The organism is Paenibacillus sp. FSL R5-0701 (assembly GCF_037973995.1).
Lineage (GTDB): Bacteria > Bacillota > Bacilli > Paenibacillales > Paenibacillaceae > Paenibacillus.
On record NZ_CP150230.1, the window covers coordinates 2,412,300 to 2,437,744 of the forward strand.

Consider the following 25,445-nt stretch of genomic DNA (forward strand, 5'->3'; position numbering starts at 1 on the left):
AAGGTTATTCTGTCATCGGAGTGGCAAGTGTAAACATTCTTTGGTTGAACTGATATAGATTTGGGGAAAGGAGGAATGATTATGTCTAAACCATTAGAAGGTAAAAATGCACTCGTTACCGGGGCATCCCGGGGCATTGGGCGCAGTATTGCACTGGCACTTGCTGAAGCTGGAGCGAACGTAGCCGTGAATTATGCGGGTAGTCAAGCGGCAGCTGAGGAAGTGGCGGAAGCGATTCGTGCCAAAGGAGTCAAAGCGATTACACTTCAAGCCAATGTTGGCCTGATGGATGAAGCTGAACAAATGGTCAAAGCTACACTCGAAGCATGGGGAAACGTTGATATTCTGGTGAACAATGCCGGTATTACCCGTGATAATCTGATCATGCGTATGAAAGAGGAAGAATTCGATCAGGTTATTGAAACCAATCTTAAAGGTGTGTTTAACTGCCTTAAGGCGGTTACACGTCCAATGATGAAACAACGGTCGGGAAGAATTATCAATATCTCCTCGGTTGTAGGTGTGCTCGGTAATGCTGGACAAGCAAACTATGTTGCTGCCAAAGCAGGAGTCATTGGGCTGACAAAGGCATCTGCTCGTGAACTGGCTTCTCGTGGAATCACAGTTAACTGTGTTGCACCAGGTTTCATTGAGACAGATATGACAAAAGAGTTGTCCCAGGAGCTGGTGGACGGTATGCTAAGTGGTATTCCGTTGTCCCGTTTGGGTCAGCCGGATGAAATCGCCGGTGTAGTCACTTTCCTGGCTTCACAGGCTTCATCTTATATGACAGGGCAGACGCTGCATGTCGATGGTGGCATGTACATGTAATTCTTCCCGGACTTGAACAATAGTCGGGGAACAGGCGCTGGACGATCCGAAATGCCGGAAAAAGGCCGGGTTCCCCGGCCGGGAGCCGCATATGTCTTCTATGGCATTTTGCCTGCGATTCTCGTATAATACCAAAGAAGGAGGTGAACCGGATGTCCGATGTATTGGAGCGTGTAAAACGCATCGTCGTCGACCGCTTGGGCGCAGACGAAGCTGAAGTTACACTTGAAGCATCTTTCAAAGAAGATTTGGGTGCTGATTCTTTGGATGTAGTGGAATTGGTCATGGAATTGGAAGATGAATTTGATTTGGAAATCTCTGATGAAGATGCAGAAAAAATCACGACCGTAGGTGAAGTTGTAAACTACATACAATCTCATACCTAAAGTCATTTTTAGTCCCGCACATGTTTTCGAACAGGCGGGACTTCTCATCATTCATTGGTTTTTCTCATTCCGCAAGCAGCTCTACTCAAACAGGCCTATCTTGGTTGAATAGATGCCTGTTTGCGGATATTCCCACAAAATACTTGCGTAATGCAGTCGATATAGAGGTGACTCGGTTTGAAACAAAGAGTAGTAATTACCGGAATGGGCGTAATGACATCGCTCGGAAAAGATTTGGAAACGTTCTGGGGCAGTTTAATGGCAGGAAAGTCCGGAATTTCTCAGATTGAGGCGTTTGATGTTAGTGAATACACGACACAGATTGCAGCCGAGATCAAGGATTTCAACCCGGAAGAATATATGGATCGCAAGGATGCTCGCAAAATGGACCGTTTTGTACAGTTCGCTGTGGCAGCCGGCTTCAAAGCCGTTGAAGACAGTGGTCTGAAAATTAACGAGAATATTGATGCAGAGCGATTCGGTGTATCCATCGGATCAGGTATTGGTGGATTGGGTACGTGGGAGGACCAACATAACGCATTGTTGCAAAAAGGTCCAAAACGGGTAAGCCCATTCTTTATTCCCATGATGATCTCCAACATGGCTTCAGGCCAAATGTCCATTTCTCTTGGTGCCAAAGGTCCTAACATTAATGTTGTTACTGCTTGTGCAACAGGTACACACTCCATCGGAGATTCCTTCAAGCTGATTGCGAATGGTGATGCAGATGCCATGATCTGTGGTGGTGCGGAAGCAACAATCAGACCAACGGGTCTTGCAGGGTTCTGTGCGATGCGCGCAATGTCTACACGTAATGATGATCCTGCGAAGTCAAGTCGTCCTTTTGATACAGAACGTGATGGTTTTGTTATGGGCGAAGGCGCTGGTGTTCTGATTCTGGAATCCCTGGAGCATGCTCAAAAACGTGGTGCACGCATTTATGGTGAAGTGATCGGTTACGGTCTGACAGGTGATGCACATCACATGACAGAACCAGATCCGGACGGAGCAGCACGTTGCATGAAGATGGCACTTCGTAATGCGGGTATTGAGCCTGAAGAAGTAGACTACATTAATGCACACGGAACTTCGACGCCTGTAGGCGACAGATCCGAAACGCTTGCAATCAAAAAGGCGTTTGGTGATCATGCGTACAAGCTCGCCGTGAGTTCCACTAAATCCATGACGGGCCACATGCTTGGCGCTGCTGGTGGTGTAGAAGCGGTCATCTGCGGATTGTCACTGACACATCAGACACTGGCTCCAACGATTAACCTGGAAAATCAGGACCCAGAATGTGATCTGGATTATGTACCAAATGTTCCACGTCAAACCAAAGTTAATATTGCCATGTCCAATTCATTTGGATTCGGCGGTCACAATGCCACCATTATTCTCAAAAAATTTGAAGCATAAGGGGCTAGTTCGTTTGAGTGAAGATCTGAAGCAGTTACAACATAAACTTCAAATCAAATTTGACAACAGGCAGCTTTTAAAACAAGCGTTTACCCATGCTTCTTATGTAAACGAACACCGGTTCAGTCAGCATCAGGACAACGAGCGTCTGGAGTTTCTGGGCGATGCCGTGCTGGAACTGACTGTATCGGAGTACTTGTATCATTTGTATCCTAACCGTCCGGAAGGTGAATTAACTAAGCTGCGGGCATCCATTGTCTGTGAGCCTTCCCTCGTCAAATTTGCTGAAGCGTTGGGTTTTGGGCAGTATGTACTTCTTGGTAAAGGTGAGGAACTAACTGGAGGACGGACACGGCCGGCTCTGCTGGCAGATGTGTTTGAATCTTTCATTGGTGCATTGTATCTGGATCAGGGGCTTGCGCCTGTCCGGACATTTCTCGACCAGCATGTCTTCCCATTAATCGTATTGGGCAGCAAGCTGCAAATGAGTGATTACAAAACGGAACTGCAGGAACTTACTCAGCATCACAATATGGGAGCTTTGGAATACCGTATCGTTGAGGAACGGGGACCTGCCCATGAACGTGAGTTTGTCTCGGAGGTCCATATGGGTCAAGAACGGCTTGGCAGAGGTACAGGACGTTCCAAAAAGGAAGCGGAACAACAGGCTGCATCTGCAGCACTTGATCGACTGAAGCTTCCGGAAGCCGGAGCTTAACCGATAGCGCATAGACAAACGAAGAGCAAAGAGCAGCCCGCGGGTCCGCCCCGGCGGAAGTAATCGGCCGGACTGCTTTTTGCTCTTTTTTTTGTAAAGAGGTTCAGGGGGAGTTTGCCTGATCGTTAACTCATAAGTTGAATCTTATTTTACACAAAACGAAGAGTGCAGAACCAATCTGAAGAAGCGAAGCTAAAAGCTTTCTGAAAGAAAGCTACATCGGAAGCATATGCTCTGCATTTATCAACGGATTTTTCCCTTGGATAAGGGAATCAAGAAAATCTGGGGATAAGAGCGATCGGAGGATGGTACTGCAATTGGAGTGATCATGTGTAATGACAATTGTTCAATTTATTTAGCGCTTGAATGCAATACTTGAAATTTGCAAGAGGAGGTGACGAGAAACCCTATGTTTTTAAAACGGATTGAATTGGGTGGATTCAAGTCATTCGCCGACAAAACGGAGATGGAATTCGTTCGTGGCATTACGGCTGTTGTAGGTCCGAACGGAAGTGGCAAGAGTAATATATCGGACGGAATCCGTTGGGTTCTGGGGGAACAGAGTGCCAAGTCGCTGCGTGGTGGCAAGATGGAAGATATCATCTTTGCAGGCAGTGACGCACGGAAGGCCGTTAATTTCGGTGAGGTGTCGCTAACACTTGATAACGAGGATCACGCACTTGCATTGGATTTTGGTGAAGTGACGGTGACTCGTCGTGTACATCGCAGCGGAGATAGTGAATATTTTATTAACAAGCAATCTTGTCGTTTGAAGGATATTACGGAGTTGTTTATGGATACCGGCATCGGTAAGGAAGCCTACTCGATTATTGGACAGGGGCGAATCGAAGAGATTCTGAGTACCCGTTCAGAGGATCGCAGAGGCATCTTTGAAGAAGCTTCAGGTATCGTTAAATATAAATCCCGCAAGCGGGATGCGACGCGCAAACTGGATGAGACAGAGCAGAATTTGCTGCGGATTCATGATCTGGTGACTGAACTGGAAGATCAGATTGGACCGCTAAAGGAACAATCGGAGAAAGCGATCCATTATAAGGAACTTCGTTCACAGCTCAAATCACAGGAAATTTCCATGTATGTGTACCAGATCGAACAGATCCATGCGTCCTGGAGTAAGGCGAATGAGCGACTGCAATCCCTGAAGCAGGAAGAGGTTGGACTCGCAGCGATTGTCTCTACGCATGATGCCAAGCTGGAAAATGATCGGAATGCGCTGCGTATCCTGGAAACAGAGACAGAGCAACTGCAAGCCGCTTTATTGCAATTCAGTGAAGCGACTGAGAAAAGTGAAGGGCTTGGGGAATTGCTCAAGGAGCGCTCACACCATCTGCAAACGAATCAGGAGCAGCTCAAAGTAACGCTTGCCGCCAGTGAAGAGAGACATCGCGAACGGGAAACGGAGCTGCTTGCACTGCGTGAGAAGTTTGGCAAGCTTGAGCATGAACTGAATGATGTGAGAAATCAGTTGTCTCAGGAAGAAGCCAAACTCATCGGTGTTACAGGTGGCATTAGTCAACAGCAAGAGGAAAGCCTCAAAGGCAATTTGCTGGAACTGATGAATCAGATGGCTCAGACACGAAATGAAATTCGTTATGTGGATCAGCAGAAAGAAACGCTGGAGCGCAGGATGAATCGCGCGGCTGAAGAATCAGGCAAATGGGAAGATCAGAAAGAGACACTGGAAAGTCGCAAAGCGGACATTGAGAAAAAAGTTGTTCGTTTGGGCAAAGAAATCAGTGATCTGCGTGGTGGTTACATTACGGAAAGTGAACGACTTCAGTCGTTGCAGAAGCTGCTCGAAGAAAGTCGAGGCACGGTCCGTAAATGGGAACAGAAGCGTGAAGCTCAAGTCTCCCGCCGCGATACGATGAAAGAGATGCAGGATGATTTTGACGGATTCATGCTGGGTGTCAAGGAGGTCCTGAAGGCTTCACGTAAAGGTACGCTCAATGGTGTTCATGGAGCTGTGGCTGAACTTGTTAAAGTTCCCGAGAAGATCGAACTTGCCGTAGAGACTGCAATGGGAGCATCCTTGCAGCATGTGGTCATGGAAAATGAATCAGTTTCCAGACAGGCAATCGCTTTCCTGAAGCAACGCCAGTTGGGGCGTGCAACGTTCCTGCCTCTGGATGTCATTCGTCCTCGTGCCATTGGAGCGGCTGAACGTTCCATGATCGAAGGTATGGAGGGTTTTGTGGGGATCGGTGCTGATCTTGTACAATTCGAATCCAAGTACGCTTCGATCATTGGCAGCTTGCTCGGTAATGTTATTATTGCCGAAACGCTGGAGGTTGCCAATAAAATTGCGGCTCGTTGCCAGTATCGTTTCCGTGTCGTGACCCTTGAAGGTGATGTGGTCAATGCCGGTGGTTCCATGACGGGTGGTAGCCAGCACAAGAAAAATGTGAGTCTGCTCAGTCGGAAACGGCAGCTGGACCAGCTCGACCAGGATATTTTGGATACCGAAAATCAGATCGTGAAACTGCATCGCAGTGTGGATGATGTAAAAGTTCAACTGGAGCAGTGTCAGGACAAACTGGATGAACTTCGTCAGTCCGGTGACGATACCCGAAATGCAGAACAGCAGGCTTCGATGGAAATGAAGCAGGTAGAGCATGAGCTTCGCCATGTGCTTGAACAGGTTGCCGTTGCCGGGCAGGAGAAGAGCGGCTTCACCGAAGAGATCAAAGAGCTGGATACGGCTCGTATCGTCGCTGTGAAGAAGCTGGAGCAGCTTGAAGAGGAAGAAAAAGCGACCCATCGTGCCATTCATGCAGCTGAGTTTGCTCGGAAAGCCAATGAATCCGCGAAGGAAGAATTGCAGAGCCAACTCACCGAATTGAAAGTGCGCGAAGGCAAGCTTGATCAGGAGCGATTCTCCAATGGAGAACAATTGCGACGTTTGGAGCGGGAAGTGGAGTCGTTGGTGAAAGATCTTCGTCAGAATCGCACGTTGCTGGCTTCGATGGAAGCAGATCTCAAGAAAACACAGACCGAGAGTGTTAAGCAGATTGAAGATCTGAACCAGTACAAGCTGAAAAAAGCGGAAGCTTCCCAGGAGCTGGACTTCAAACGTGCTGCCCGAAGTGAGTTGTCGAAGAAGCTTGAGCTTGCCGAGAGCGAAACGAAGGAACAGCGCACGCAGTTAAAAGCTGTGGAAGAGCAGATGCGACAGACGGAAATTTCCGTGAACCGGCTGGATGTTGAGCTGGAAAATATACTTCGAAAACTGACGGATGAATACGAACTGGGCTATGAACTGGCCAAAGAGCGTTATCCTGTGCCGGAAGACGTGGAGCATACACAGGCAGAGGTACAGAAGCTGAAGCGCAGTATATCGGCCCTGGGTGATGTGAACCTGGGAGCGATTGAGGAGTTCCAGCGAGTCAATGAGCGATACGAGTTCCTGAGTGAACAGAAGAATGACCTGGTGGAAGCTAAAACAACGTTGTATCAGGTTATTCGGGAAATGGAAGACGAGATGGCGAAGCGATTCAAGATCACGTTTGATGCCATCCGCCGTGAGTTTGGTACCGTGTTTAGCAAGCTGTTTGGCGGGGGACGTGCTGACCTTGTTCTGATGGACCCGGAGCGCTTGCTTGAAACGGGAATAGATATTGTGGCTCAGCCACCAGGCAAGAAACTGCAAAACCTGCAACTGTTATCCGGTGGGGAGCGAGCTTTGACGGCGATGGCTTTATTATTTGCCATTCTGCATGTCAAACCTGTACCATTCTGCGTGCTGGATGAAGTAGAAGCAGCACTGGACGAAGCTAACGTGGTACGTTTTGCCCAGTACTTGCGTGAATTCTCCGAACAGACACAGTTTATCGTTGTTACCCATCGTAAAGGTACGATGGAAGAGGCAGATGTGCTGTACGGTGTTACAATGGAAGAGGGCGGAGTATCCAAGCTCGTTTCGGTTAAACTGGAAGATGAGGAAGCAGTAATTGCCTGATCTGATCCAAACCTGCGAGACAAACGAACTCATTGTAATCATTGAAAATCATTCTGATTGAGCATTTTTGCAAAAGCGCTTAGATTATGTACACGATGGAGGGGCTTTATGAGTTTTTTTAAAAAGCTGAGAGACAGCATTGCAAGCAAAACGGAGTCGGTCACCAAACAGTTCAAGGATGGATTGGAAAAGACACGTAAAGGGTTAGTGGAAAAAGTTTCGGATCTCGTAATCCGCCGCAAAAAAATCGATGAAGAGTTCTATGAAGAACTGGAAGAGATTTTGATCGGAGCAGACGTTGGTGTGAATACAGTCATGAATCTGATCGAAGACCTGCGCGTTGAGGTGAAAAAACGCAAAATTGAGGACGCGGCTGAGTTGCAGCCTGTATTGTCCGAGAAACTGACGGATCTTCTTCGCGGTGAACAGAATAACGAACTGAAAATGAACCCGGATGGCATTACTGTCATTTTGTTCGTTGGTGTTAACGGTGTTGGTAAAACAACAACGATTGGCAAGCTGGCACATCGATTTAAACAGCAAGGTAAAAAAGTCATCATGGCAGCTGGAGATACGTTCCGTGCCGGAGCCATCGAACAGCTGGAAGTATGGGGACAACGTGCCGGTGTCGATGTGATCAAACAGCAATCTGGTTCTGATCCAGCAGCGGTTATGTATGATGCGGTGCAGGCAGCGAAACAACGGGGTGCTGATGTACTCCTCTGTGATACAGCAGGTCGTCTGCAAAATAAATCGAATCTGATGGACGAGCTTAACAAGATCTATCGTGTCATTCAGCGTGAGATTCCGGATGCTCCGCATGAAGTACTGATGGTGCTGGATGCAACAACAGGTCAAAATGCTTTAAACCAGGCTAAACTTTTCGGTGAGAAAAGCGGTGTAACTGGCCTCGTATTGACGAAACTGGATGGAACAGCTAAAGGCGGGATCGTTGTTGCGATCCGTCAGGAGCTGGACTTGCCTGTGAAGCTCGTAGGACTGGGTGAGAAGATTGATGATCTGCAGCCGTTTGATTCGGAGCAATTTGTGCATGCTTTGTTCGCCGGATTGATTCAGGAACAGCCAGCGGAAAGTGCTGAAGAAGAGGAAGCAAATTCCTAGAACCATTAATAAGTAGGATGAATTAATAATGTTAACCGTATTGCCAGTGATATACGTGATAAGTGTCACGTGTAATGTCACTGGCAATACGTGTATAATGGAGGTATAAAGAAGGCAATGTTAAAGGGTTAGAAAGGACGGTTGAAAATGGCCAATACGTATACCTATTCTCGCCGTGAAGAAGTCGCCAATGCGGTGACACATGGAATCGGCGCTGCACTCAGTGTAGCTGCACTGGTGATATTGATTGTATTTTCAAGTATGAAAGGCACGGCCTGGCACGTGGTCAGTTTCACGATCTACGGGATCACCATGCTGCTGCTCTATACAAGCTCTACACTCGTGCATGCATGGAAAGATGGAAGAGTGAAAGATTTATTTGAGATTTTCGACCATTCTTCCATATATTTGTTTATTGCCGGATCATATACTCCGCTTTTATTTATTGCTGTTCGCGGTACACTTGGATGGACCCTGTTTGGTATAATCTGGGGTATCGCATTATTCGGCGTGATCTTTAAGGCGTTTTTTACGAAAAGGTTTCTATTCATGTCCACGATTTTCTATATTGCGATGGGCTGGCTCATCGTTATTGCCTGGCAACCGCTTATGGCTGCCATTCCTACAGGCGGAATCGTGCTGCTGGTTGCTGGAGGCCTGATGTATACACTGGGTACGCTCTTTTATGTATGGCGTGGATTTCCGTACCACCATGCGATTTGGCATCTCTTTGTGCTAGCAGGCAGTATTCTTCATTTCTTTATGGTACTGCTGTACCTGACACCACTTCGTTAAAACACCATAAACGGATGCATCTCCACGGACTGAGATGCATTCGTTTTTTCTTCTACATAGAGGTGGATTGCAGAGATACAGACAGGATTTGCTTGTTGTAAAAAGGGGATAAAACCACCCGTTAAACATCGAAATAACATATCATCAGAGCTGTTTTTATTGTGACAAGTATTTTTGCTTGACAACCTGATTTGTTTTAGGTATTATTAGGAACGTTGCAAGAGTGTAAAGTGTTTTTCCTTGACGAAGGGAGTGCCCCGATGTGAGTCAAGAAAATCGGCTTGAGAAGACAAACCGGATTAACTTGCTGTTTGCTTTTTATGAATTGTTACTTACCGAGAAACAGCAGACTTTTCTAAAGTATTACTTTCATGACGATTTCTCACTTGGTGAAATTGCAGCCGAGTTTGAGATCAGCCGCCAGGCGGTATACGAGCATATCAAGCGTGCCGAACAAGTGCTGGAAAATTACGAAAGCAAGCTGGGCTTGCTGGAAAAGCATGAACGGCGTAATCGCAATCTTGAAGATTTGCAAAATGCATTGGAACGCGCAGGCGTCTCCATTGATAACAACAAACAAATACACGATATCGTTGCTCAGCTTAGTGAATGAAAAGTTGGCTGAGCGGAACGTATCGGTCTTGAAAACAGTATTAAAGCTTAAGGAGGTGGGATCATGGCATTTGAAGGATTAACGACCCGATTACAGAATGTGTTCAGCAAGCTGCGCGGCAAAGGCAAGGTGTCTGATGAAGACGTAGCCGAGGCTATGCGCGAGGTACGTCTGGCATTGCTCGAAGCGGATGTAAACTTCAAAGTGGTCAAGGAATTCATCGCCAAGGTGAAAGAGAAGGCTGTTGGCAAAGAAGTGATGGAGAGCTTCACGCCAGGAATGGTCATCATCGACATCGTTAACAAGGAACTAACGGATTTGATGGGTGGAAGCCAAGCGAAACTGGCTAAAGCGAACAAACCGCCTACGGTGCTGATGATGGTTGGTTTGCAGGGTGCTGGTAAAACAACCACATCCGGTAAACTAGCTAAAATGCTGCAAAAGCAAAACAGCAGACCATTGCTTGTTGCAGGAGATATTTATCGTCCGGCAGCGATCAAACAGTTGCAAGTACTTGGCGAGCAGATCAAAGCGCCGGTATTCACACTGGGAGATCAGACAAGCCCTGTTGAGATCGCACGTCAAGGTCTCCAACATGCCAAAGATAACGGTAATGACTATGTCATTATCGATACAGCTGGACGTCTGCATGTTGATGAAGAACTGATGGAAGAACTTCGCCAGATTCACAGCGTAGTCAATCCGGATGAAGTACTGCTTGTCGTAGACAGCATGACAGGTCAGGATGCGGTTAACGTAGCAGAACACTTTAACCAGCAGCTTAATCTGACCGGGGTTGTCCTGACGAAGCTGGATGGCGATACTCGTGGTGGTGCTGCACTTTCTGTCAAAGCAGTTACGGGTTGTCCAATCAAGTTTGCTTCCCTTGGAGAGAAACTTGACGCTTTGGAGCCGTTCCACCCGGAACGTATGGCTTCACGGATCCTCGGTATGGGTGATATGTTATCTCTGATTGAGAAAGCACAATTAAACATTGATACTGATAAAGCCAAGGAAATGGAACGGAAGATGCGTAATGCAGAATTCACGTTTGAAGATTTCCTAGAGCAGATGGATCAAGTGAAAAAGCTGGGACCAATCGATCAGATCATGGATATGATTCCTGGCATGGGCAAGATGAAACAAGCCAAGGATCTGAAGGTTGATGATAAACAGATGGGCCGGATTGAAGCGATCGTTTACTCAATGACGACCGAGGAGAAACGCAACCCGGACATGATCAACCATAGCCGCCGGAAGCGTATTGCTACCGGAAGCGGAACATCTCTGGCCGAAGTAAATCGTCTGATCAAGCAATTTGATGAGATGCGCCGCATGATGAAACAGTTCTCGGATATGATGGGACCTAAAGGCGGTAAAAATAAAGCGATGAAGCAGCTTAAAGGTATGGGTAAAGGAATGAAGTTTCCTTTCCGTTGATTTAAGCGAAGCTGGATCATATACAGATTTCATTGAAGGAGGTGAATTTTCAAATGGCAGTTCGTATTCGTCTGAAACGTATGGGTGCTCACAAAGCTCCTTTCTACCGCGTAGTGGTATCGGATTCCCGTTCCCCACGTGACGGTCGTTTTATCGAGGAGATCGGTTACTACAACCCGGTTGAACAACCGGCTGTTGTTAAGATCGATGAAGATAAAGCATTGGCATGGCTTCAAAACGGTGCACAAGCATCTGACACTGTCCGCAACTTGCTTAGCAAAGCGGGCGTGATGAAGAAGTTCCACGAGTCTAAATTATCTAAATAAAGTGCTGATTCGGAGGGTCATCTATGGAAGAATTAGTAAGCATAATTGCTAAGGCTTTAGTCGATCATCCGGAAGATGTGACGGTTCGGACGGTTGAGAAAGACCGGCTTGTCGTTTATGAATTAACCGTTCATCCTGACGATGTCGGGAAGGTAATTGGTAAACAGGGACGAATCGCGAAATCACTTCGTACGGTCGTCACATCAGCAGCAGTTAAGATGGATAAACGGGTTACCGTTGATATCATATCTTAAAGATATACGAAAGGGGGTTAGGATGCATGTCCTAGCCCCTTTTCGTGCATGCTGAACTTAATACGTTGGATTAGATATTGAATTAAAATATTTTTGGGTATGAGTGACTTCGGAGCAGTGCAGGGGACGGGATCGATTCTGGAGAAGCGTTAGCGTTCGCCTTTATCACCTCATTTTCACCTTTTAAAGTAAGTTCAAAAAATGAGGGGGTAACAGCGATCGAAAGAACGAACCGTCGCCGGAACGACCGTACGAGAGTCGAAGTAGCTGTTTAGTTTGATTTAATTTCGTAGGAGGAACGTATGGCAGAGTTTATGAATGTAGGTAAAATCGTTAATACGCATGGAATTCGCGGTGAGGTGAGAATCATGCCTTTAACCGATTTCCCGGAAGTGCGTTTCGCGAAAAATGCAGAGTTGTTTTTCTTTACACCAGATAATCATCCAGTCATGGTTAACGTGGAGTCTTCACGTTTGCATAAAAATATGTATATTCTTCGTCTGAAAGAGTACGGCAATATTAATGAAGTAGAAAAGTTTAAAGGCGGCATGGCCAAAGTGTTAAAAGAGAACCTGGCTGAGCTGGACGAAGGTGAATACTACTTCCATCAAATCGTTGGGTGTTCGGTCATCACCGAAGAGGGTGAAACGCTTGGAACCATCTCTGAAATTTTGACTCCGGGTGCCAATGATGTATGGGTTGTCAAAACGCCAGCAGGTAAAGAAGTGCTGATTCCCGTTATTGATGATGTAGTGCTTGATGTGGACATCGAACAGAAGCAAGTGAAGATTCACCTGATGGAAGGGCTGCTGTAACATGAAAGTGGATGTATTAACGCTATTCCCGGAGATGTTTGACGGTGTATTTGGAGCAAGCATTTTGGGTAAAGCCCAAACGAAGGGGCTGGTGTCCCTCGGTGCAACCAACTTCCGTAATTATGCGACCAATAAACATAATACAGTAGATGATGCCCCTTATGGTGGAGGTGGAGGCATGGTGCTAAAACCAGATCCGATCTTTGCTGCTGTAGAAGATGTTCTGGAGCAACGCGGAGAAGCTGCGGCATCGATGAAACCTCCACGTATCATTCTAATGTGTCCGCAAGGTGAGACGTTTACACAGAAGAAAGCAGAAGAACTTGTGCAGGAAGATCATCTGATTTTTATATGTGGACATTATGAAGGTTACGATGAGCGCATCCGCGAATTTCTCGTGACGGATGAACTATCCATTGGTGATTACGTACTCACGGGTGGGGAGTTACCTGCTATGGTTGCGATCGACAGCATCGTACGTCTTATACCCGGTGTGCTTGGCAATGAGACAAGTGCCGTGACGGATTCCTTCAGCACTGGACTTTTGGAATACCCACATTACACACGTCCACCCGAGTTTAGAGGCATGAAAGTACCGGACATGCTGTTGTCAGGACATCACCTGAACATTGAGGCATGGCGCAGAGAGCAATCTTTGCTTCGTACGCTGGAGCGCAGACCGGAGATGTTGGAAACAGCGGATTTGACGGACAAAGAGCGAGTTTGGCTGAAAAAGATAAGCTCAAACCGTGAAAATGGCACAGAGTAAGTATAATCGTTAAACACGTAAATATTAAATATCCAGAGTTGCAAAAGGCCAACCTTGATACCCACAGGTTGGCTTTTTTTGTGTACATTGAAAAGAATACTGGATTTTTATTGGTATATTCTATAAAATAAAAATATAATTAATGAAACTAGGTTTCATTAAGTGAAACGAAAGGCGGTGTATGAATGTACAATATTATTGGTCTTGATCATATTCAGCTCGCAGCACCAGAAGATTGTGAAGTGCAGGCGCGTCATTTTTTCAATAAAGTACTGGGCTGGACGGAGATTCCTAAACCTGAAATTCTGAGAAAACGTGGTGGTGTATGGTTCGAGTGTGGCAGACACCAAGTGCATATTGGAGTACAAAGAGACTTTATTCCCGCCACAAAAGCTCATCCGGCATTTCATGTACAACATTTGGATCAGTTGCGTGAACATCTCATTCATAACCAAATTCATATTGTCGATGACGAAGCAAGGGCAGATGAAGGTGTAAGACGTTTCTATATAAATGATCCTTTTGGCAATCGCCTTGAGTTTTTAGAGTGGGTTTAAAATCATTCGTTTACATCGTTTAATTACGTAGGCACTTTTTTGCAGCTTTGAACTTTTTTGCATGATTCTAAATGGGGTTGTAAAAGAAAGGGATTTTCTTTATGGTGAACTCAGCTGGAATTCAATAATAAAGATAGCTGAGGAGGAAGGTTATGAATCATCAGCCTTATGAAATCGCCAGAGTAGATATTAGCCAAGCCGGAGAACGCTGCAAAATGCTTTTGGGAGATCTGAATGGGGACGGTAGACTTGAAATGTTGCTGGTACAGGCAGATGGGGGTATAGACGATCGGTATGTTCCGCATCAGGTATGTTGTTTGACTGTGTTTGATCTGGAAGGAACATTACTATGGCAGGTCGGAACTCCCGATCCCGATGCAGGTGGTCCGGGTTCAGACTATCCCGCTCAGGTCGCAGATTGGGATGGAGATGGAAATAATGAAGTATTGTGTGTGATGGACAAACAATTTCTCGTATTGGATGGCCGGACCGGAGAGATCAAAGAAACACGTGATCTGCCAGGTGATGAAGCACATGACTGTATTATTCTCGCCAATCTGACGGGTAACCAGCAGAGAATGGACATTATACTGAAAGACCGCTATAAGACGTTATGGGCACTTGACCATGATTTTAATTTGTTATGGAAGCATGAAGGGAATCCAGGACATTTTCCATGGGTATATGATATCGATGGAGATGGGAAAGATGAAGTGATGGCCGGATATGACATGTTGGATCATGATGGGACGTTATTATGGTCTTGTCTTAATCTCGATGATCATGCTGACTGTATATGGTTTGGAGACGTTGACGGTGATGGGGAAGTTGAGGTTGTTATCGGTGGCAGTGTTACGGTCATGATGGACCGCTATGGTAATGAGAAGTGGCGTTATGAAGATTCGATTGAATCACAGCATATTGCGTTAGGTCATTTTTGTACTGGAATGGAAGGTTTACAGATTGCAGGTCTGGACCGGATTGTCCGTGGGGATGAGAATGGTAAGGATGGAATGTTCATGCTGGATAGCGCAGGGAGAGAAATTTGGAAAGAAAATCGCACGACTCGTGGTTGGTTAACCATTATAGAGCCTGTTTGTAAATGGGATGAAGGTGGACTCGATTATATTTTGGCTTATCGCCGAGGTGGAGATGTGTTGCCTTCTTTGGTGGATGGAAATATGAAAACGGTTACTGAATTCCCGAAAGAGGGATATGTAGTACATGCAGATCTGGTTCAGACCGGACAGGAACAGATCATCATCTATGACGCAAAGGAAGCAGTGATTTATTCCAGTTCTCCGATGACATTATCACTTACCGATGCAAAAAGAGCCAAGCCACAGCTCAAAAGGCTGTATAGCTCGACTCTGTATCCAGGCGGTGAAGTTAAACTCTAGGTTTCACTGGTCATTCTCCGATGCAGGTAATTCGTTCTGCGGACTGGATTCGGGTTGAAGCAAGGACGCCAGATCAGTACCTGTCGAGACCGTCAAGCGAGGCAGCTTCATGGGATGATCTCCTGGATGCACAAATCCAGACTTTACGGTAAATGCCATGCGATATCCATGTTGTTGTAACTTGTAGATCATCTGTGTGCTGGTATAACCAAATGGATAGGCCAGATAAGGTGTGTCGATTCCGGTTTGCTTCATATGCTGGATATCATCATCCAGAAGGCTGGTGTCCAGACCGACAGGCACACTGTTACCACAGCGCATAAATCCCTTGTGATGCAGGTTATAGGTGTGGCTGTTGAATTCAAATACGTCAGTTGCCGCCTGCATCTCTGGCTTGGAGATGAAACTGTTAATGGCGGGCTCAAATTCCGAAGGTTGATCTTGAATTTTACTGCCTATGACAAACAGCGAGGCGTGAAAATTATATTTCTGAAGCACAGGGTAAGCTAATGTATAATTGTTCTGGTATCCGTCATCAAAGGTAATGACAATGGACTTCTGTGGTAGGGAAATTCTCCCGTTAACATATTGTTCAAGCTGATTCAGTGTAATCGTTTGGTAGCCTTCATCATGCAGGTATTTCATATTTTGCTCAAAATCCTCCAGATTAATGATGGATTTATTATCTGTCTCGTGATTATTCAATTTGGGCTCTATGTAATGATACATCAGTACAGGGACTTCTGTAGCCGTACCTTGTTCAATCTTGAAGGTAGAACGATCCAGCGCAGATTGGTTAGAGAAGTCAGTGTGTGACAGCTCGAATGCTTTGCGTTTGACTATGTCCCAGGATGTGCAGGCTTTGTGTGACAGTGCATTCGTGGGATGAGTTACGGCATATGCATATAGTGTAATGGAGCATGTGAGCATGGCAAGTAGGGCCAGTGTGATCTTATTCCAATATTTCATGAGTCTTTGGATTCTCCTTTTAAAGTGGTCAATAAGTTATATCATAGACGATATTGCTACACGGGAAGTTACAGTATTTTTTCCTGCATCAGGTTGACTTGCAGATGAGAACGTTGATTCATGATCCATATGAGAGAATGTATTTTAGAATGAGGTCAACATGAGATGGAGATGAGTATCAGCGTTGCTGATTGAACAATAGGCATTCTGTCTAATTTCTCTTGTGTTTTGATATGCTGCGTGATACAATAAGTCTGTTATGTGGAATACGGCGGTCCTCTATGGATAATGAAGGAGACAAGGTGATCTCTGGAAGAAGTATGAACGCCTGTACGGAAGGAGGGAGTCATAGATGAATATCGTTCAAGCGATTACACAAGAACAACTTCGTAAGGATATTCCGAGTTTTCGTCCTGGTGACACTTTGAAAGTGCACGTTAAGGTAATCGAGGGAACTCGTGAGCGTATCCAATTGTTCGAAGGTGTTGTGATTAAACGCCGTGGTGGTGGAATCAGTGAGACTTTTACAGTTCGTAAAATTTCTTACGGTGTAGGTGTGGAAAGAGCTTTCCCGCTTCATTCCCCAAAAATCGATAGAATCGAAGTGGCTCGCCGTGGTAAAGTTCGTCGTGCGAAGCTTTATTATCTTCGTGAACTACGCGGTAAAGCAGCGAGAATTAAAGAAATTCGTTAATATAACGGATACCGGGAAGGGCTTGGAGACAAGCCCTTTTCGTTTTTGTCCGGGAAAAGTTGAACCGGAGGTACACTTCCGAGTAAAATGGTATGGCAACGCATGCGGGAATAGTCCGGGAGGCTTGTAAAATCAGTTATTGGAAAACATTTGAATTGTGGATTAAATGTACTGTAATGCTTGGTGAAAGATTACATAACTGATGTGAATGTTTTGTATCCATCCATTGAGTTATTGGAACGATACAGAATGCTGGATGTGTGTACTGCTATAAACATGTACTGTGAAGAGAGGAAGATCTTGAATGGAACAAGAAGTTCAACATGACCGGGGCAATCCTGCCGAAGAGAAAAACAGTCGATCCAAAAAAGCCAAAAATGAAATTGTTGAATGGCTTAAAGCCATTGTTATCGCATTAGTTCTCGTCATTCTCATTCGGTGGTTGCTCTTCAAACCGTTTGTTGTGGACGGTCCGTCCATGCAGCCGAATTTTGAAACGGGTGAACGTGTGATCGTCAACGAGATCTTATATGATATCAGAGAACCAAAGCGCGGTGAAGTTATCGTCTTCCACGTACCATCCGAAGGTCGGGATTTCATTAAACGTGTTATTGCTGTAGAAGGTGATACCGTTGAGGTTCAGGACGATACCGTGATGGTTAACGGTAAAAAGGTTGATGAAACGTATATTCAAGGAGCCATTGATGCAGCTGAAGCAAATGGTGGAACCTATAACGTGAAGGATTTCCCGAATGAGCAGTTCCCTGATGGCAAAGTGCCTGCAGGTCATGTGTTTGTCATGGGAGATAACCGTCCAAATAGTACAGACAGCCGTATGATCGGTTATGTTTCGTTAAAAGATATTATTGGTCGTGCAGATGTGATTTTCTGGCCGATCGGTGAGATCAAGTGGATCAACCACTGAAATTGAAGTAAATAATGAGGTGAAGACAAGGTGACGATACAATGGTTTCCAGGTCATATGACTCGAGCCAGACGCCAGATTCAGGATAAGTTAAAGCTCATCGACGTGGTCATCGAACTATTGGATGCCCGTCTGCCTGTCTCCAGCCGTAATCCGATGATTGACGAAATATTGCTGGATAAACCCCGGATGATTTTGTTGAACAAATCGGATTTGGCAGATGCCAAAGTGACGCAAGAATGGATTGAATATTTCAAAAAAGAAGGAATTACTGCTTTTCCTGTAGATGCTTCGACAGGCACTAATGTTAAAGACATTCCGGTACAGGCGAAGCTTCTTCTTAAAGAAAAAATTGACCGTCAAATTGCTAAAGGGATTAATCCTCGTGCGGTTCGCGGGTTGATCGTAGGGATTCCCAATGTAGGTAAATCAACACTGATTAACCGACTGGCTGGACGGAGTATTGCGTTAACAGGAGATCGTCCTGGTGTGACGAAGGGGCAACAGTGGATTAAGGTAGGCAAAGAAATGGAGTTATTGGATACTCCAGGTATTCTTTGGCCTAAGTTCGAAGATCAAAATGTAGGTTATCGTCTTGCCGTAACTGGTGCGATCAAAGAAGAAATTCTGAATGCAGAGGATATCGCCTTTTTTGGAATCAGTTATCTGATGCGTTATTACTGGGACGCTTTGGAAGAGAGATACGGACTTCAGGAGTTCTCCAGGGATGCAGATGATTCGGACAGTGTTATTGCGATTATGGAACAAGTCGGCCGTATCCGTGGTTGCATTGTAAGCGGTGGACGCATTGATCTGGAAAAGGCATCACGAGCATTTCTGCGTGAACTGCGGGCGGGTAAAATGGGACGTTTTTCTATGGAAGCTCCCTATTAAAAAAATGGACTCTACACGATGAAGATCATTATCTTTATCTGTTCATTTCATATATACAAGTGCCGAAAGAAGCGGCCGTTACCGGATTACCGGGAGCGGTCGTTTTTTTGTGTATACCAACGTGGGAGTAGAGCTGGAACATACGTCGAAAACGATAAAATGGAAGAGGATTGAAGAACAGTGCGCTTTATGGAATTGGCAGACCTATATATCAGGTGCGTCAGAATCGTGCTATGATGAATGGTGGTGCAAATTAGAATACACGAGGTCTGATATATTCAATTTAAACCATCAAATACCGATAAATGAAGACATCACTATCTTTATATTGAAAACCCTCAAGGAAAAGTTTTGCTGTGAGAGACAGGTTGTACAGAACAAAAGACAGAGGATATACGTCTATATTATAAAAAATTGTAAGTGATACACATGCTGAAAAAGCGTGGGTAGAGGAGATGAACGTTATGGTTGAAAATAAAGAAGAGATCGGGTTGAATCTACTGGAGAACCCAATTGGACCAAAGAAGAAAAAAGAAGCCAGTGAACCTCGAGATCTGTTGCTCTATGAGCGGGAGTATTGGGACAGTGGATTTGAACGTATTGCTGGTATTGATGAGGTAGGACGGGGATGTTTGTTTGGGGATGTTGTCGCAGCTGCAGTTATTTTACCGAAGGATCTCATCCTGGAAGGTGTGAATGATTCCAAGAAATTAACGGAGAAAAAACGTGATGCATTATATGACGTCATTATGGAAAAAGCGCTGGCGGTAGGTATCGGGTACGCGGATGCCGAGACAATTGATCGGCTTAACATCAAGCAGGCTGCGAGACTTGCGATGAAACGAGCTGTTGAAGCATTGGGAGAAACTCCTGATTATATGCTGGTGGATGCCGAGAAGGTGGATGTGAATGTACCTCAACTGTCCATTATTAAAGGTGACGCCAATAGTCAATCGATCGCAGCGGCATCTATTATTGCCAAGGTAACGCGAGATCGGCTGTGCAAGGAAGAATGGGATACGTTATATCCGGAATATGGTTTGTCGATACATAAAGGATATGCAACAAAAGTTCATCGGGAGCAAATTATGGCATTGGGGGCAACCCCGATGCATCGGCGCAGTTTTCTGGGCAACCTGCTTGGAGAGCAGCAATCGTTGTTTTAACACAGGTTTAAAGAAAGGAGGGGGAGAGATTTGAATATCGGTTCCATGATAAAGGGGTTAATGGGAGATAGTAAACCCGGCAATGCCAAACCGCTTGAATTAAAGGAAGGTCAGGTGGTTCGTGGCTCCGTCGTTAGTGTATCCGATGATGGGGGAGAAGCAGTTCTGCAGATTCAAGGTGTGCAGGTGCGCGCCAAGTTGGAGACTCCACTCCGTCCGGGTGAGACCACGTTACTTCAAGTGCAGCCTTCAGGTGAAAATGGCATAACGGTAATGAAACCTATGTCCGGAACACTTGCTGAGCTGCCACAAGCTTCGCTGAACAACCTGCTTAAGGATGTAGGACTACCGGATACAAAAGGGAACCGGGAACTGTTACTTGCCATGCAGCGTAGCGGAGTGCCGCTAACGAAAGATAATGTGGCAATGGTTCAAAATATGATGACTGCCAAACCTGCACAGGTCCCTGTGGAAGAATGGGTGCAGGCGACAGGAATTGCTTTTCAGCGTGGCCTTCCGGTTACGGCGGAAACAGTAAAAGGATTACACCAGACGGTGTTTGGCCCCCCTCTGCATCAGTTATTAAGCGGGTTGGCTGACCAGTTGGAAACGATGCTGACACAAACAACAGGTAAACAGGTACTGACTGGAGAACAATCTGCTACGTTGAAACCAGCAGTCATGGCTGGTGCACCTGTAGTACCGAATGCATCACAGACAGAAGAAGGACTGGCTACATCAGGCAATGGTCGTCAGATGACTGGAACCGGAACACCTACTTTGTCAACGCAACAAGGACAAGCGGCATTGGCAGGATCTATATCCATGACTGATAGTGGGGCAGAGGATGCAGGTACTGCGGTGAAAGGAAACATGCAGACTGGCGGAGGTACAGGAAATGCTGAAGCCGGGGCAAAGGCAGTTGCCAGCAACGTTGAAACGGCTGGCAAAGGAGGTGCCGGTATTCCGTCTGGAACCGGAATACCTGGCGAGAGCCCGCGCGGGGCTGACGCGGGGCAAGCTGTGAGCCGCCCGGGAACCCCAGGCGCGGCTACAGAATCTGTGGCTGGCCGTGCAAGTGCAGGCCAGCCTGAAGCAGGCGCGGCCGGGCGAACTGACGGCCGCGCTGAAACGCCTGCTGCTGCGGGGACTCCGTCCGCAGCAGGCCAGGCGGCGCCAGCAGCGCCTACGGCAGCGCAGCTGGCGCCCAAGCTGCTGACGCTGCTGGACGCCCTGCGCAGCGCGTCCACTGCCGCACCGGCACAGCCTGGTGCGGCAGCACAGGCCGCCCCTGCATCGCAGGGCGGCCAGGCGGCTGTGGCTGCCGGAGGCGTGCCGCAGCCGTTGCCAGCCGGCGCTGATGCGCCGCCGGCTGGCGGTACTGCCGCAGCACCTGCGGGAGCTGCGGCAGTGCACGCGCCTGTCACCCACGAGGGGGACCCGTGGGTGGGGCGCGTGCTGAAGCTGCTCGGTGCGGAGCACGAGCAGCAGGCCGTTCACGGCGCGGTAGCGCAGCCGCGCGTAGGGGATGTGGCGAGTCCGGCGAATGCGGACACGCTGAAGGGCTTGCTGCTGCAGCTTGCCAGCAGCGAAGGTGCACCAGCAGCGCTTAAGGATGCCGCCGGACAGGCCGTGCAGTATCTGACAGGTCAGCAGTTATTGCTAACGACAGATCGCAGTGCTACTTTTGCACAGATGCACTGGTTTATTCCGATCACTGGACCGGACGGGGAAGAAACGGCGTCTGTTCAGATTCAGTCTCGCAGAGGTCAACGTGGAGAGCTGGATGCGTCCAACTGCCGTCTATGGTTTGATCTGGACATGAAAAGTCTTGGGCCTACTCTGGTAGATGTGCATGTGGTTAATAACATTGTCAGTCTGCGTGTATTGAATGATCGCGAAGGAATGGGACCGCTCCTGGAGAGTGGACGAGAGGTAATCCATCAGGCATTGGACAAGCTGGGCTATCAACTGCTGACCTTCAAGGCGGAACCGTGGCCTGCCGGCCAGGAGCCGGGCGCGGAACGAAAAACGAGGGCCTCGGACTATAGTCCTGAACGATACAAAGGGGTGGACTTGAAGGTATGAAAGACGAGTCGTCACAACCGGACCTGCTCTCCAAAAAGGCGGTTGCCCTAAAATATGTCCCTGGAGAGAGCGAAGCGCCTGTTGTTGTAGCCAAGGGGCGCGGCAAAGTGGCAGAAGCCATTCTGGATAAAGCCAGAGAAAACGGCGTGGCTGTTCAGGAGGATGCAGCACTTGTGGAGGTACTCTCCAAGTTGGATCTGGATGAACAGATTCCGGCAGAACTGTATCAACTGGTCGCAGAGGTGCTAACGTACGTCTACCGTGCAGATCGCATGGCCTCAGGACGTGAGGAAAATGAGTCATGGTAGAACGTAGATTGGGTCAGGAGCCAGGATTAAAGCTCACACGACAGCAGAAAGGCCGATTAGGTGAAGAGGCTGCCTGTCAATGGTTGCGAGAGCACGATTATCGGATCATTAGACAGAACTGGCGTTGCCGTAGCGGTGAGATTGACATCATTGCTTCCAGCGAGGGCCTGATTATCTTTGTGGAAGTAAGAAGCAGAAGTGGAGCCGTTCAGTACGGTACACCTCAGGAATCGGTTGATATGCGTAAAATGCAGCAGGTGCGTTCAACCGCATCCGTGTATTTGCAAATGACGGGAGAGACGGAACTTCAGATCCGTTTTGATGTAATTGCCGTAATGCTTGATCAAGCAGGAGAGATTGTCTCTCTGAATCATATTGTTAATGCTTTTTAAGAATTACACTCGAAGTTATTGCTGTATCAATAGATACGATTTGTATCATTTTAGTGTGAGTCGGTCAGTGATTTCGAAGTACAAGTTTAATTATGTCTTATCTTTGCATTGTTTTAGTTTTGAAATTAGTTAATATACTAAAGCCGCAATTCCTATTTATACAGGAACTGCGGCTTTTTTTGATTTAACTATGAAATCACAAAACGGAGAAAATAGAGCATTGATAATAAAATCATTGTATTTCAGAATTTTTAGATACAAATCGTATCATTTGTAATAAAATAAGAACGTTGAAAAATTTAAAGAGAGGTTGGTGGGATGTATGAAAGAGCTTCAGAATACTTCGAACAACACAGTAAAACAAGTATGGGAGTGCCCTCGGATGGAAGTGCTGGATATCAGCGAGACCATGAACGGTGGACAGGGGATTTGGCAATATGTTTGGGACGGAGAATTCTGGAAGCTTGAACTTATGGTCAGTTAATTTAAGAGGTTAAAGAGGAATGTTTGATCAATAAAATAAATGGTGAGGTGTAGTGGAAGATGCAGACAAGTATCAAATGGATAATTCGACTAAGTACACTATCTTTATGTTTCATTTTGTTTGGAATCATGTATTCCGGAGTTTCTTATGCTGCTGAATCTGACAATGCGGTTAGTGTGTCAGGTAAAGTGATTGATCGTCAGGGATTGCCTGTCAAGGACGCCACAGTCAAGTATTGGCTTGATTATGGGAATAAGGAACACAGCGTGGAGACAGATGAGAGTGGGAATTATCGTATTATTGAATCCGTTGAGAACTATACTGTATTTACCTTTTCAGTTGAAGCAGAGGGGTATGTGCCGTATCGACATCACACTTACTATAGTTTAAGGGGTGGAGAGCAAAAACAGCTTGATTTTCATATTTATGAACCTTCCACGATTGTAGGAACAGTCAAAGATCAGGCGGGCAGACCTGTTCCAGATGCTCGTATAAAAGTAACAAGTGTCTTTGATCGTATAGTGAAAACTGATCAGCAAGGTCGATATGCGGTTACAGGAATTGATTACGCCTATAATCCGAACATTGCAATATGGGTAGATGCCGATGATTATATGCTATATGAACAGGATCGCTTGGGTGTCCGGGAGGGGGGAACCTTGAGAAAGGATGTTGTTTTGGCAGAGGCGGCACACGTGCGTGGAAAAGTAATAGATGAAGCGGGCAATCCGATAACTGGTGCTAAAGTTTATGCTGGCGGTTCGGCAACGACAGATGCTCAAGGCGATTATTTTATAAAGCGCGTACCAACAGGGGCCAGAACGATAACGGGAGAAGCAGCAGGATATCTAAAAACGAGCCTAAGCGTTACTCTTGTAAAAGGAGATCATAATACGTTTAATATCGTACTTAAGAAGGATGCAGATATTACACCTCCAGTAACCAAGTACAGATTAGTTCCTATTACAGATACTGTGAACGGGAAAATATACATCAAAGGATTTACATTCAGACTTCAGGCAACAGACGAAGTCAAAGGTTCGGGCGTAAAAACAACGCAATATCGAATCAATGGGGGAGAATGGAAGAACTATGAAGGACCCGTCAAGTTTTATGCCCCTGATGTCAAGGTGGTAGAGTACTATAGTACAGATGTTGCAGGTAACCAGGAGAAGTACAACAAAATGGATTTTGTTAATGGCACATTTGAAGGGAATGGCACGTTTGAAGGGGCGAGTTACGACGATTGATTACTTGTTGATAAGATATGTGAATGAATAACAACATGAGAATAAAAGACGGTTCTGACTTGATGATCCCTCGTGGTGAATCAAGATTCAGAGTCGTCTTTTCTGTTCGTAATGAACTTAACGGTAATGACCTCTGCCGCCCCTTTGAATCTCGTGATCAGATGGGTGTATAATCAAGAAGGTAAACTGGAATTTATTTTTTATGTCATAAAGAAATTATAATGAGTGTACTAGGCCGCGAATCACTATTGCGGTTGCAAATGATTTTATAATCAGGGAGGTACGGCCGATGAGTAAAGCTACGAAAACAACAAATGAAGTCAGAAATGCGATTCAAAACCGTCGTACGGTGAAAAAATTCAAAAAAGAAGCTGTTCCTACACAGCAGATTATAGAATTGCTGGATACGGCAGTCTGGGCTCCTAACCATAAACTGCGTGAACCTTGGAGATTTTTGTTGTTTACCGGAAATGGACGGAAGAAACTGGCCGAGGCTATTGATGCAGAAATGGGAGAAGACAACAAATTTTCACCCAATATTATGCAAGTTCCATCCGTTATGCTTGTCGTGCTGGAAGAAGATCCAAGACAGAATATCTGGGACGAAGACTTTGCTGCGGTCAGTGCATTGGTTCAGAACTTTATGCTTGCAGCCTGGAGTGAAGACATTGGAACGTTCTGGGTGACCAAGCCATTCTTGTACGCTCCCAAATTCCGCAAATCGCTTGGAATAGAGGCGGGAGAGAAGATTGTAGGTATGATTTATATGGGATACCCTGATGTTATTCCTTCTGCCAAAGAACGCACACCAGCTAAGGAGAAACTCACTCTTTTCGAATAATAAATTATTAAAA

At 46.2% G+C, this 25,445-nt stretch carries 26 protein-coding genes; 25 read left to right on the plus strand and 1 reads right to left on the minus strand.

The features are described 5' to 3' along the window. Window positions 1-81: 81 nt before the first annotated feature. The 15 genes from fabG to MKZ13_RS11265 all read left to right on the plus strand — a co-directional run bounded on the left by fabG (window position 82) and on the right by MKZ13_RS11265 (window position 15,421). Window positions 82-831: a 3-oxoacyl-[acyl-carrier-protein] reductase gene (fabG, locus tag MKZ13_RS11195; RefSeq protein WP_017689228.1), complete on the plus strand. Its 750-nt coding sequence runs from the start codon at window positions 82-84 to the stop codon at window positions 829-831. 152 nt (window positions 832-983) lie between these two features. After that, complete coding sequence (gene acpP / locus MKZ13_RS11200; RefSeq protein WP_024630176.1) at window positions 984-1,217, plus strand: acyl carrier protein; 234 nt, start codon at window positions 984-986, stop codon at window positions 1,215-1,217. Window positions 1,218-1,394: 177 nt separating this feature from the next. Continuing rightward, window positions 1,395-2,633 carry a beta-ketoacyl-ACP synthase II gene (fabF, locus tag MKZ13_RS11205; RefSeq protein WP_062833763.1) on the plus strand — a complete coding sequence of 413 codons (1,239 nt, stop codon included), beginning with the start codon at window positions 1,395-1,397 and terminating at the stop codon, window positions 2,631-2,633. 13 nt (window positions 2,634-2,646) lie between these two features. Further along, window positions 2,647-3,351: a ribonuclease III gene (gene rnc / locus MKZ13_RS11210; protein WP_036670338.1), complete on the plus strand. Its 705-nt coding sequence runs from the start codon at window positions 2,647-2,649 to the stop codon at window positions 3,349-3,351. Between the two features lie 409 nt (window positions 3,352-3,760). Beyond that, on the plus strand, window positions 3,761-7,330 hold the full coding sequence (gene smc / locus MKZ13_RS11215; protein WP_221824201.1) for a chromosome segregation protein SMC: 3,570 nt from the start codon (window positions 3,761-3,763) through the stop codon (window positions 7,328-7,330). Between the two features lie 108 nt (window positions 7,331-7,438). Further along, a complete protein-coding gene (gene ftsY / locus MKZ13_RS11220) occupies window positions 7,439-8,452 on the plus strand; it encodes a signal recognition particle-docking protein FtsY (protein WP_091031943.1) in 1,014 nt (337 codons plus the stop codon). Window positions 8,453-8,599: 147 nt separating this feature from the next. Continuing rightward, window positions 8,600-9,247 (plus strand): hemolysin III family protein, encoded by a 648-nt coding sequence (locus MKZ13_RS11225; protein WP_339184022.1) that lies wholly within the window; start codon window positions 8,600-8,602, stop codon window positions 9,245-9,247. A 262-nt stretch (window positions 9,248-9,509) separates the two neighbouring features. Next, a complete protein-coding gene (gene ylxM, locus MKZ13_RS11230; protein ID WP_017689221.1) occupies window positions 9,510-9,860 on the plus strand; it encodes a YlxM family DNA-binding protein in 351 nt (116 codons plus the stop codon). 63 nt (window positions 9,861-9,923) lie between these two features. Then, window positions 9,924-11,300: a signal recognition particle protein gene (ffh, locus tag MKZ13_RS11235; protein ID WP_062833767.1), complete on the plus strand. Its 1,377-nt coding sequence runs from the start codon at window positions 9,924-9,926 to the stop codon at window positions 11,298-11,300. 53 nt (window positions 11,301-11,353) lie between these two features. After that, entirely contained in the window at window positions 11,354-11,626 is a 273-nt protein-coding gene (rpsP, locus tag MKZ13_RS11240; protein ID WP_017689219.1) for a 30S ribosomal protein S16, read from the plus strand. 23 nt (window positions 11,627-11,649) lie between these two features. Next, window positions 11,650-11,880 (plus strand): KH domain-containing protein, encoded by a 231-nt coding sequence (locus MKZ13_RS11245; protein ID WP_017689218.1) that lies wholly within the window; start codon window positions 11,650-11,652, stop codon window positions 11,878-11,880. Between the two features lie 302 nt (window positions 11,881-12,182). Then, the gene (gene rimM / locus MKZ13_RS11250) at window positions 12,183-12,695 is read left to right on the plus strand and encodes a ribosome maturation factor RimM (protein ID WP_091031941.1); all 513 of its coding nucleotides are present in this window, start codon (window positions 12,183-12,185) and stop codon (window positions 12,693-12,695) included. A gap of 1 nt (window position 12,696) precedes the next feature. Further along, on the plus strand, window positions 12,697-13,464 hold the full coding sequence (gene trmD / locus MKZ13_RS11255) for a tRNA (guanosine(37)-N1)-methyltransferase TrmD (RefSeq protein WP_339184024.1): 768 nt from the start codon (window positions 12,697-12,699) through the stop codon (window positions 13,462-13,464). 185 nt (window positions 13,465-13,649) lie between these two features. After that, window positions 13,650-14,021 carry a VOC family protein gene (locus MKZ13_RS11260; protein ID WP_221824196.1) on the plus strand — a complete coding sequence of 124 codons (372 nt, stop codon included), beginning with the start codon at window positions 13,650-13,652 and terminating at the stop codon, window positions 14,019-14,021. Between the two features lie 152 nt (window positions 14,022-14,173). Continuing rightward, window positions 14,174-15,421 (plus strand): hypothetical protein, encoded by a 1,248-nt coding sequence (locus tag MKZ13_RS11265; protein WP_221824195.1) that lies wholly within the window; start codon window positions 14,174-14,176, stop codon window positions 15,419-15,421. A gap of 3 nt (window positions 15,422-15,424) precedes the next feature. Here the strand turns inward: MKZ13_RS11265 and MKZ13_RS11270 are convergent, their stop codons facing one another. Beyond that, a complete protein-coding gene (locus MKZ13_RS11270) occupies window positions 15,425-16,390 on the minus strand; it encodes a polysaccharide deacetylase family protein (protein WP_221824194.1) in 966 nt (321 codons plus the stop codon). Window positions 16,391-16,742: 352 nt separating this feature from the next. Between MKZ13_RS11270 and rplS the strand changes: the two genes are divergently transcribed. From rplS to MKZ13_RS11320, 10 genes are all read left to right on the plus strand, one after another. Further along, window positions 16,743-17,084: a 50S ribosomal protein L19 gene (rplS, locus tag MKZ13_RS11275; RefSeq protein ID WP_024630190.1), complete on the plus strand. Its 342-nt coding sequence runs from the start codon at window positions 16,743-16,745 to the stop codon at window positions 17,082-17,084. A 304-nt stretch (window positions 17,085-17,388) separates the two neighbouring features. Then, on the plus strand, window positions 17,389-18,009 hold the full coding sequence (gene lepB / locus MKZ13_RS11280; protein ID WP_017689211.1) for a signal peptidase I: 621 nt from the start codon (window positions 17,389-17,391) through the stop codon (window positions 18,007-18,009). A gap of 30 nt (window positions 18,010-18,039) precedes the next feature. Beyond that, the gene (ylqF, locus tag MKZ13_RS11285) at window positions 18,040-18,903 is read left to right on the plus strand and encodes a ribosome biogenesis GTPase YlqF (RefSeq protein ID WP_221824193.1); all 864 of its coding nucleotides are present in this window, start codon (window positions 18,040-18,042) and stop codon (window positions 18,901-18,903) included. A gap of 464 nt (window positions 18,904-19,367) precedes the next feature. Continuing rightward, window positions 19,368-20,069 carry a ribonuclease HII gene (locus MKZ13_RS11290; protein ID WP_260632959.1) on the plus strand — a complete coding sequence of 234 codons (702 nt, stop codon included), beginning with the start codon at window positions 19,368-19,370 and terminating at the stop codon, window positions 20,067-20,069. A gap of 45 nt (window positions 20,070-20,114) precedes the next feature. Then, entirely contained in the window at window positions 20,115-22,157 is a 2,043-nt protein-coding gene (locus MKZ13_RS11295) for a DNA ligase (protein ID WP_339184027.1), read from the plus strand. Beyond that, complete coding sequence (locus MKZ13_RS11300; protein WP_036609395.1) at window positions 22,154-22,465, plus strand: EscU/YscU/HrcU family type III secretion system export apparatus switch protein; 312 nt, start codon at window positions 22,154-22,156, stop codon at window positions 22,463-22,465. The genes MKZ13_RS11295 and MKZ13_RS11300 overlap by 4 nt, the downstream gene beginning before the upstream one ends. After that, window positions 22,459-22,857 carry a YraN family protein gene (locus tag MKZ13_RS11305; RefSeq protein WP_339184029.1) on the plus strand — a complete coding sequence of 133 codons (399 nt, stop codon included), beginning with the start codon at window positions 22,459-22,461 and terminating at the stop codon, window positions 22,855-22,857. The genes MKZ13_RS11300 and MKZ13_RS11305 overlap by 7 nt, the downstream gene beginning before the upstream one ends. 322 nt (window positions 22,858-23,179) lie before the next feature. Next, on the plus strand, window positions 23,180-23,341 hold the full coding sequence (locus tag MKZ13_RS11310) for a paeninodin family lasso peptide (protein WP_139331839.1): 162 nt from the start codon (window positions 23,180-23,182) through the stop codon (window positions 23,339-23,341). Window positions 23,342-23,400: 59 nt separating this feature from the next. After that, window positions 23,401-24,591 (plus strand): carboxypeptidase-like regulatory domain-containing protein, encoded by a 1,191-nt coding sequence (locus tag MKZ13_RS11315; protein WP_339184031.1) that lies wholly within the window; start codon window positions 23,401-23,403, stop codon window positions 24,589-24,591. Window positions 24,592-24,880: 289 nt separating this feature from the next. After that, on the plus strand, window positions 24,881-25,432 hold the full coding sequence (locus MKZ13_RS11320) for a nitroreductase (protein ID WP_221824188.1): 552 nt from the start codon (window positions 24,881-24,883) through the stop codon (window positions 25,430-25,432). Window positions 25,433-25,445: the final 13 nt, after the last annotated feature.

What these genes read in the sequence shown, in the direction of transcription:
- fabG (WP_017689228.1), top strand. Translation starts at nt 82, where the DNA reads ATGTCTAAACCATTAGAAGGTAAAAATGCACTCGTTACCGGGGCATCC.
- acpP (WP_024630176.1), top strand. Translation starts at nt 984, where the DNA reads ATGTCCGATGTATTGGAGCGTGTAAAACGCATCGTCGTCGACCGCTTG.
- smc (WP_221824201.1), top strand. Translation starts at nt 3,761, where the DNA reads ATGTTTTTAAAACGGATTGAATTGGGTGGATTCAAGTCATTCGCCGAC.
- ftsY (WP_091031943.1), top strand. Translation starts at nt 7,439, where the DNA reads ATGAGTTTTTTTAAAAAGCTGAGAGACAGCATTGCAAGCAAAACGGAG.
- MKZ13_RS11225 (WP_339184022.1), top strand. Translation starts at nt 8,600, where the DNA reads ATGGCCAATACGTATACCTATTCTCGCCGTGAAGAAGTCGCCAATGCG.
- ffh (WP_062833767.1), top strand. Translation starts at nt 9,924, where the DNA reads ATGGCATTTGAAGGATTAACGACCCGATTACAGAATGTGTTCAGCAAG.
- rpsP (WP_017689219.1), top strand. Translation starts at nt 11,354, where the DNA reads ATGGCAGTTCGTATTCGTCTGAAACGTATGGGTGCTCACAAAGCTCCT.
- MKZ13_RS11245 (WP_017689218.1), top strand. Translation starts at nt 11,650, where the DNA reads ATGGAAGAATTAGTAAGCATAATTGCTAAGGCTTTAGTCGATCATCCG.
- rimM (WP_091031941.1), top strand. Translation starts at nt 12,183, where the DNA reads ATGGCAGAGTTTATGAATGTAGGTAAAATCGTTAATACGCATGGAATT.
- trmD (WP_339184024.1), top strand. Translation starts at nt 12,697, where the DNA reads ATGAAAGTGGATGTATTAACGCTATTCCCGGAGATGTTTGACGGTGTA.
- MKZ13_RS11260 (WP_221824196.1), top strand. Translation starts at nt 13,650, where the DNA reads ATGTACAATATTATTGGTCTTGATCATATTCAGCTCGCAGCACCAGAA.
- MKZ13_RS11265 (WP_221824195.1), top strand. Translation starts at nt 14,174, where the DNA reads ATGAATCATCAGCCTTATGAAATCGCCAGAGTAGATATTAGCCAAGCC.
- MKZ13_RS11270 (WP_221824194.1), bottom strand. Translation starts at nt 16,390, where the DNA reads ATGAAATATTGGAATAAGATCACACTGGCCCTACTTGCCATGCTCACA.
- rplS (WP_024630190.1), top strand. Translation starts at nt 16,743, where the DNA reads ATGAATATCGTTCAAGCGATTACACAAGAACAACTTCGTAAGGATATT.
- lepB (WP_017689211.1), top strand. Translation starts at nt 17,389, where the DNA reads ATGGAACAAGAAGTTCAACATGACCGGGGCAATCCTGCCGAAGAGAAA.
- MKZ13_RS11290 (WP_260632959.1), top strand. Translation starts at nt 19,368, where the DNA reads ATGGTTGAAAATAAAGAAGAGATCGGGTTGAATCTACTGGAGAACCCA.
- MKZ13_RS11295 (WP_339184027.1), top strand. Translation starts at nt 20,115, where the DNA reads ATGATAAAGGGGTTAATGGGAGATAGTAAACCCGGCAATGCCAAACCG.
- MKZ13_RS11300 (WP_036609395.1), top strand. Translation starts at nt 22,154, where the DNA reads ATGAAAGACGAGTCGTCACAACCGGACCTGCTCTCCAAAAAGGCGGTT.
- MKZ13_RS11305 (WP_339184029.1), top strand. Translation starts at nt 22,459, where the DNA reads ATGGTAGAACGTAGATTGGGTCAGGAGCCAGGATTAAAGCTCACACGA.
- MKZ13_RS11310 (WP_139331839.1), top strand. Translation starts at nt 23,180, where the DNA reads ATGAAAGAGCTTCAGAATACTTCGAACAACACAGTAAAACAAGTATGG.
- MKZ13_RS11315 (WP_339184031.1), top strand. Translation starts at nt 23,401, where the DNA reads ATGCAGACAAGTATCAAATGGATAATTCGACTAAGTACACTATCTTTA.
- MKZ13_RS11320 (WP_221824188.1), top strand. Translation starts at nt 24,881, where the DNA reads ATGAGTAAAGCTACGAAAACAACAAATGAAGTCAGAAATGCGATTCAA.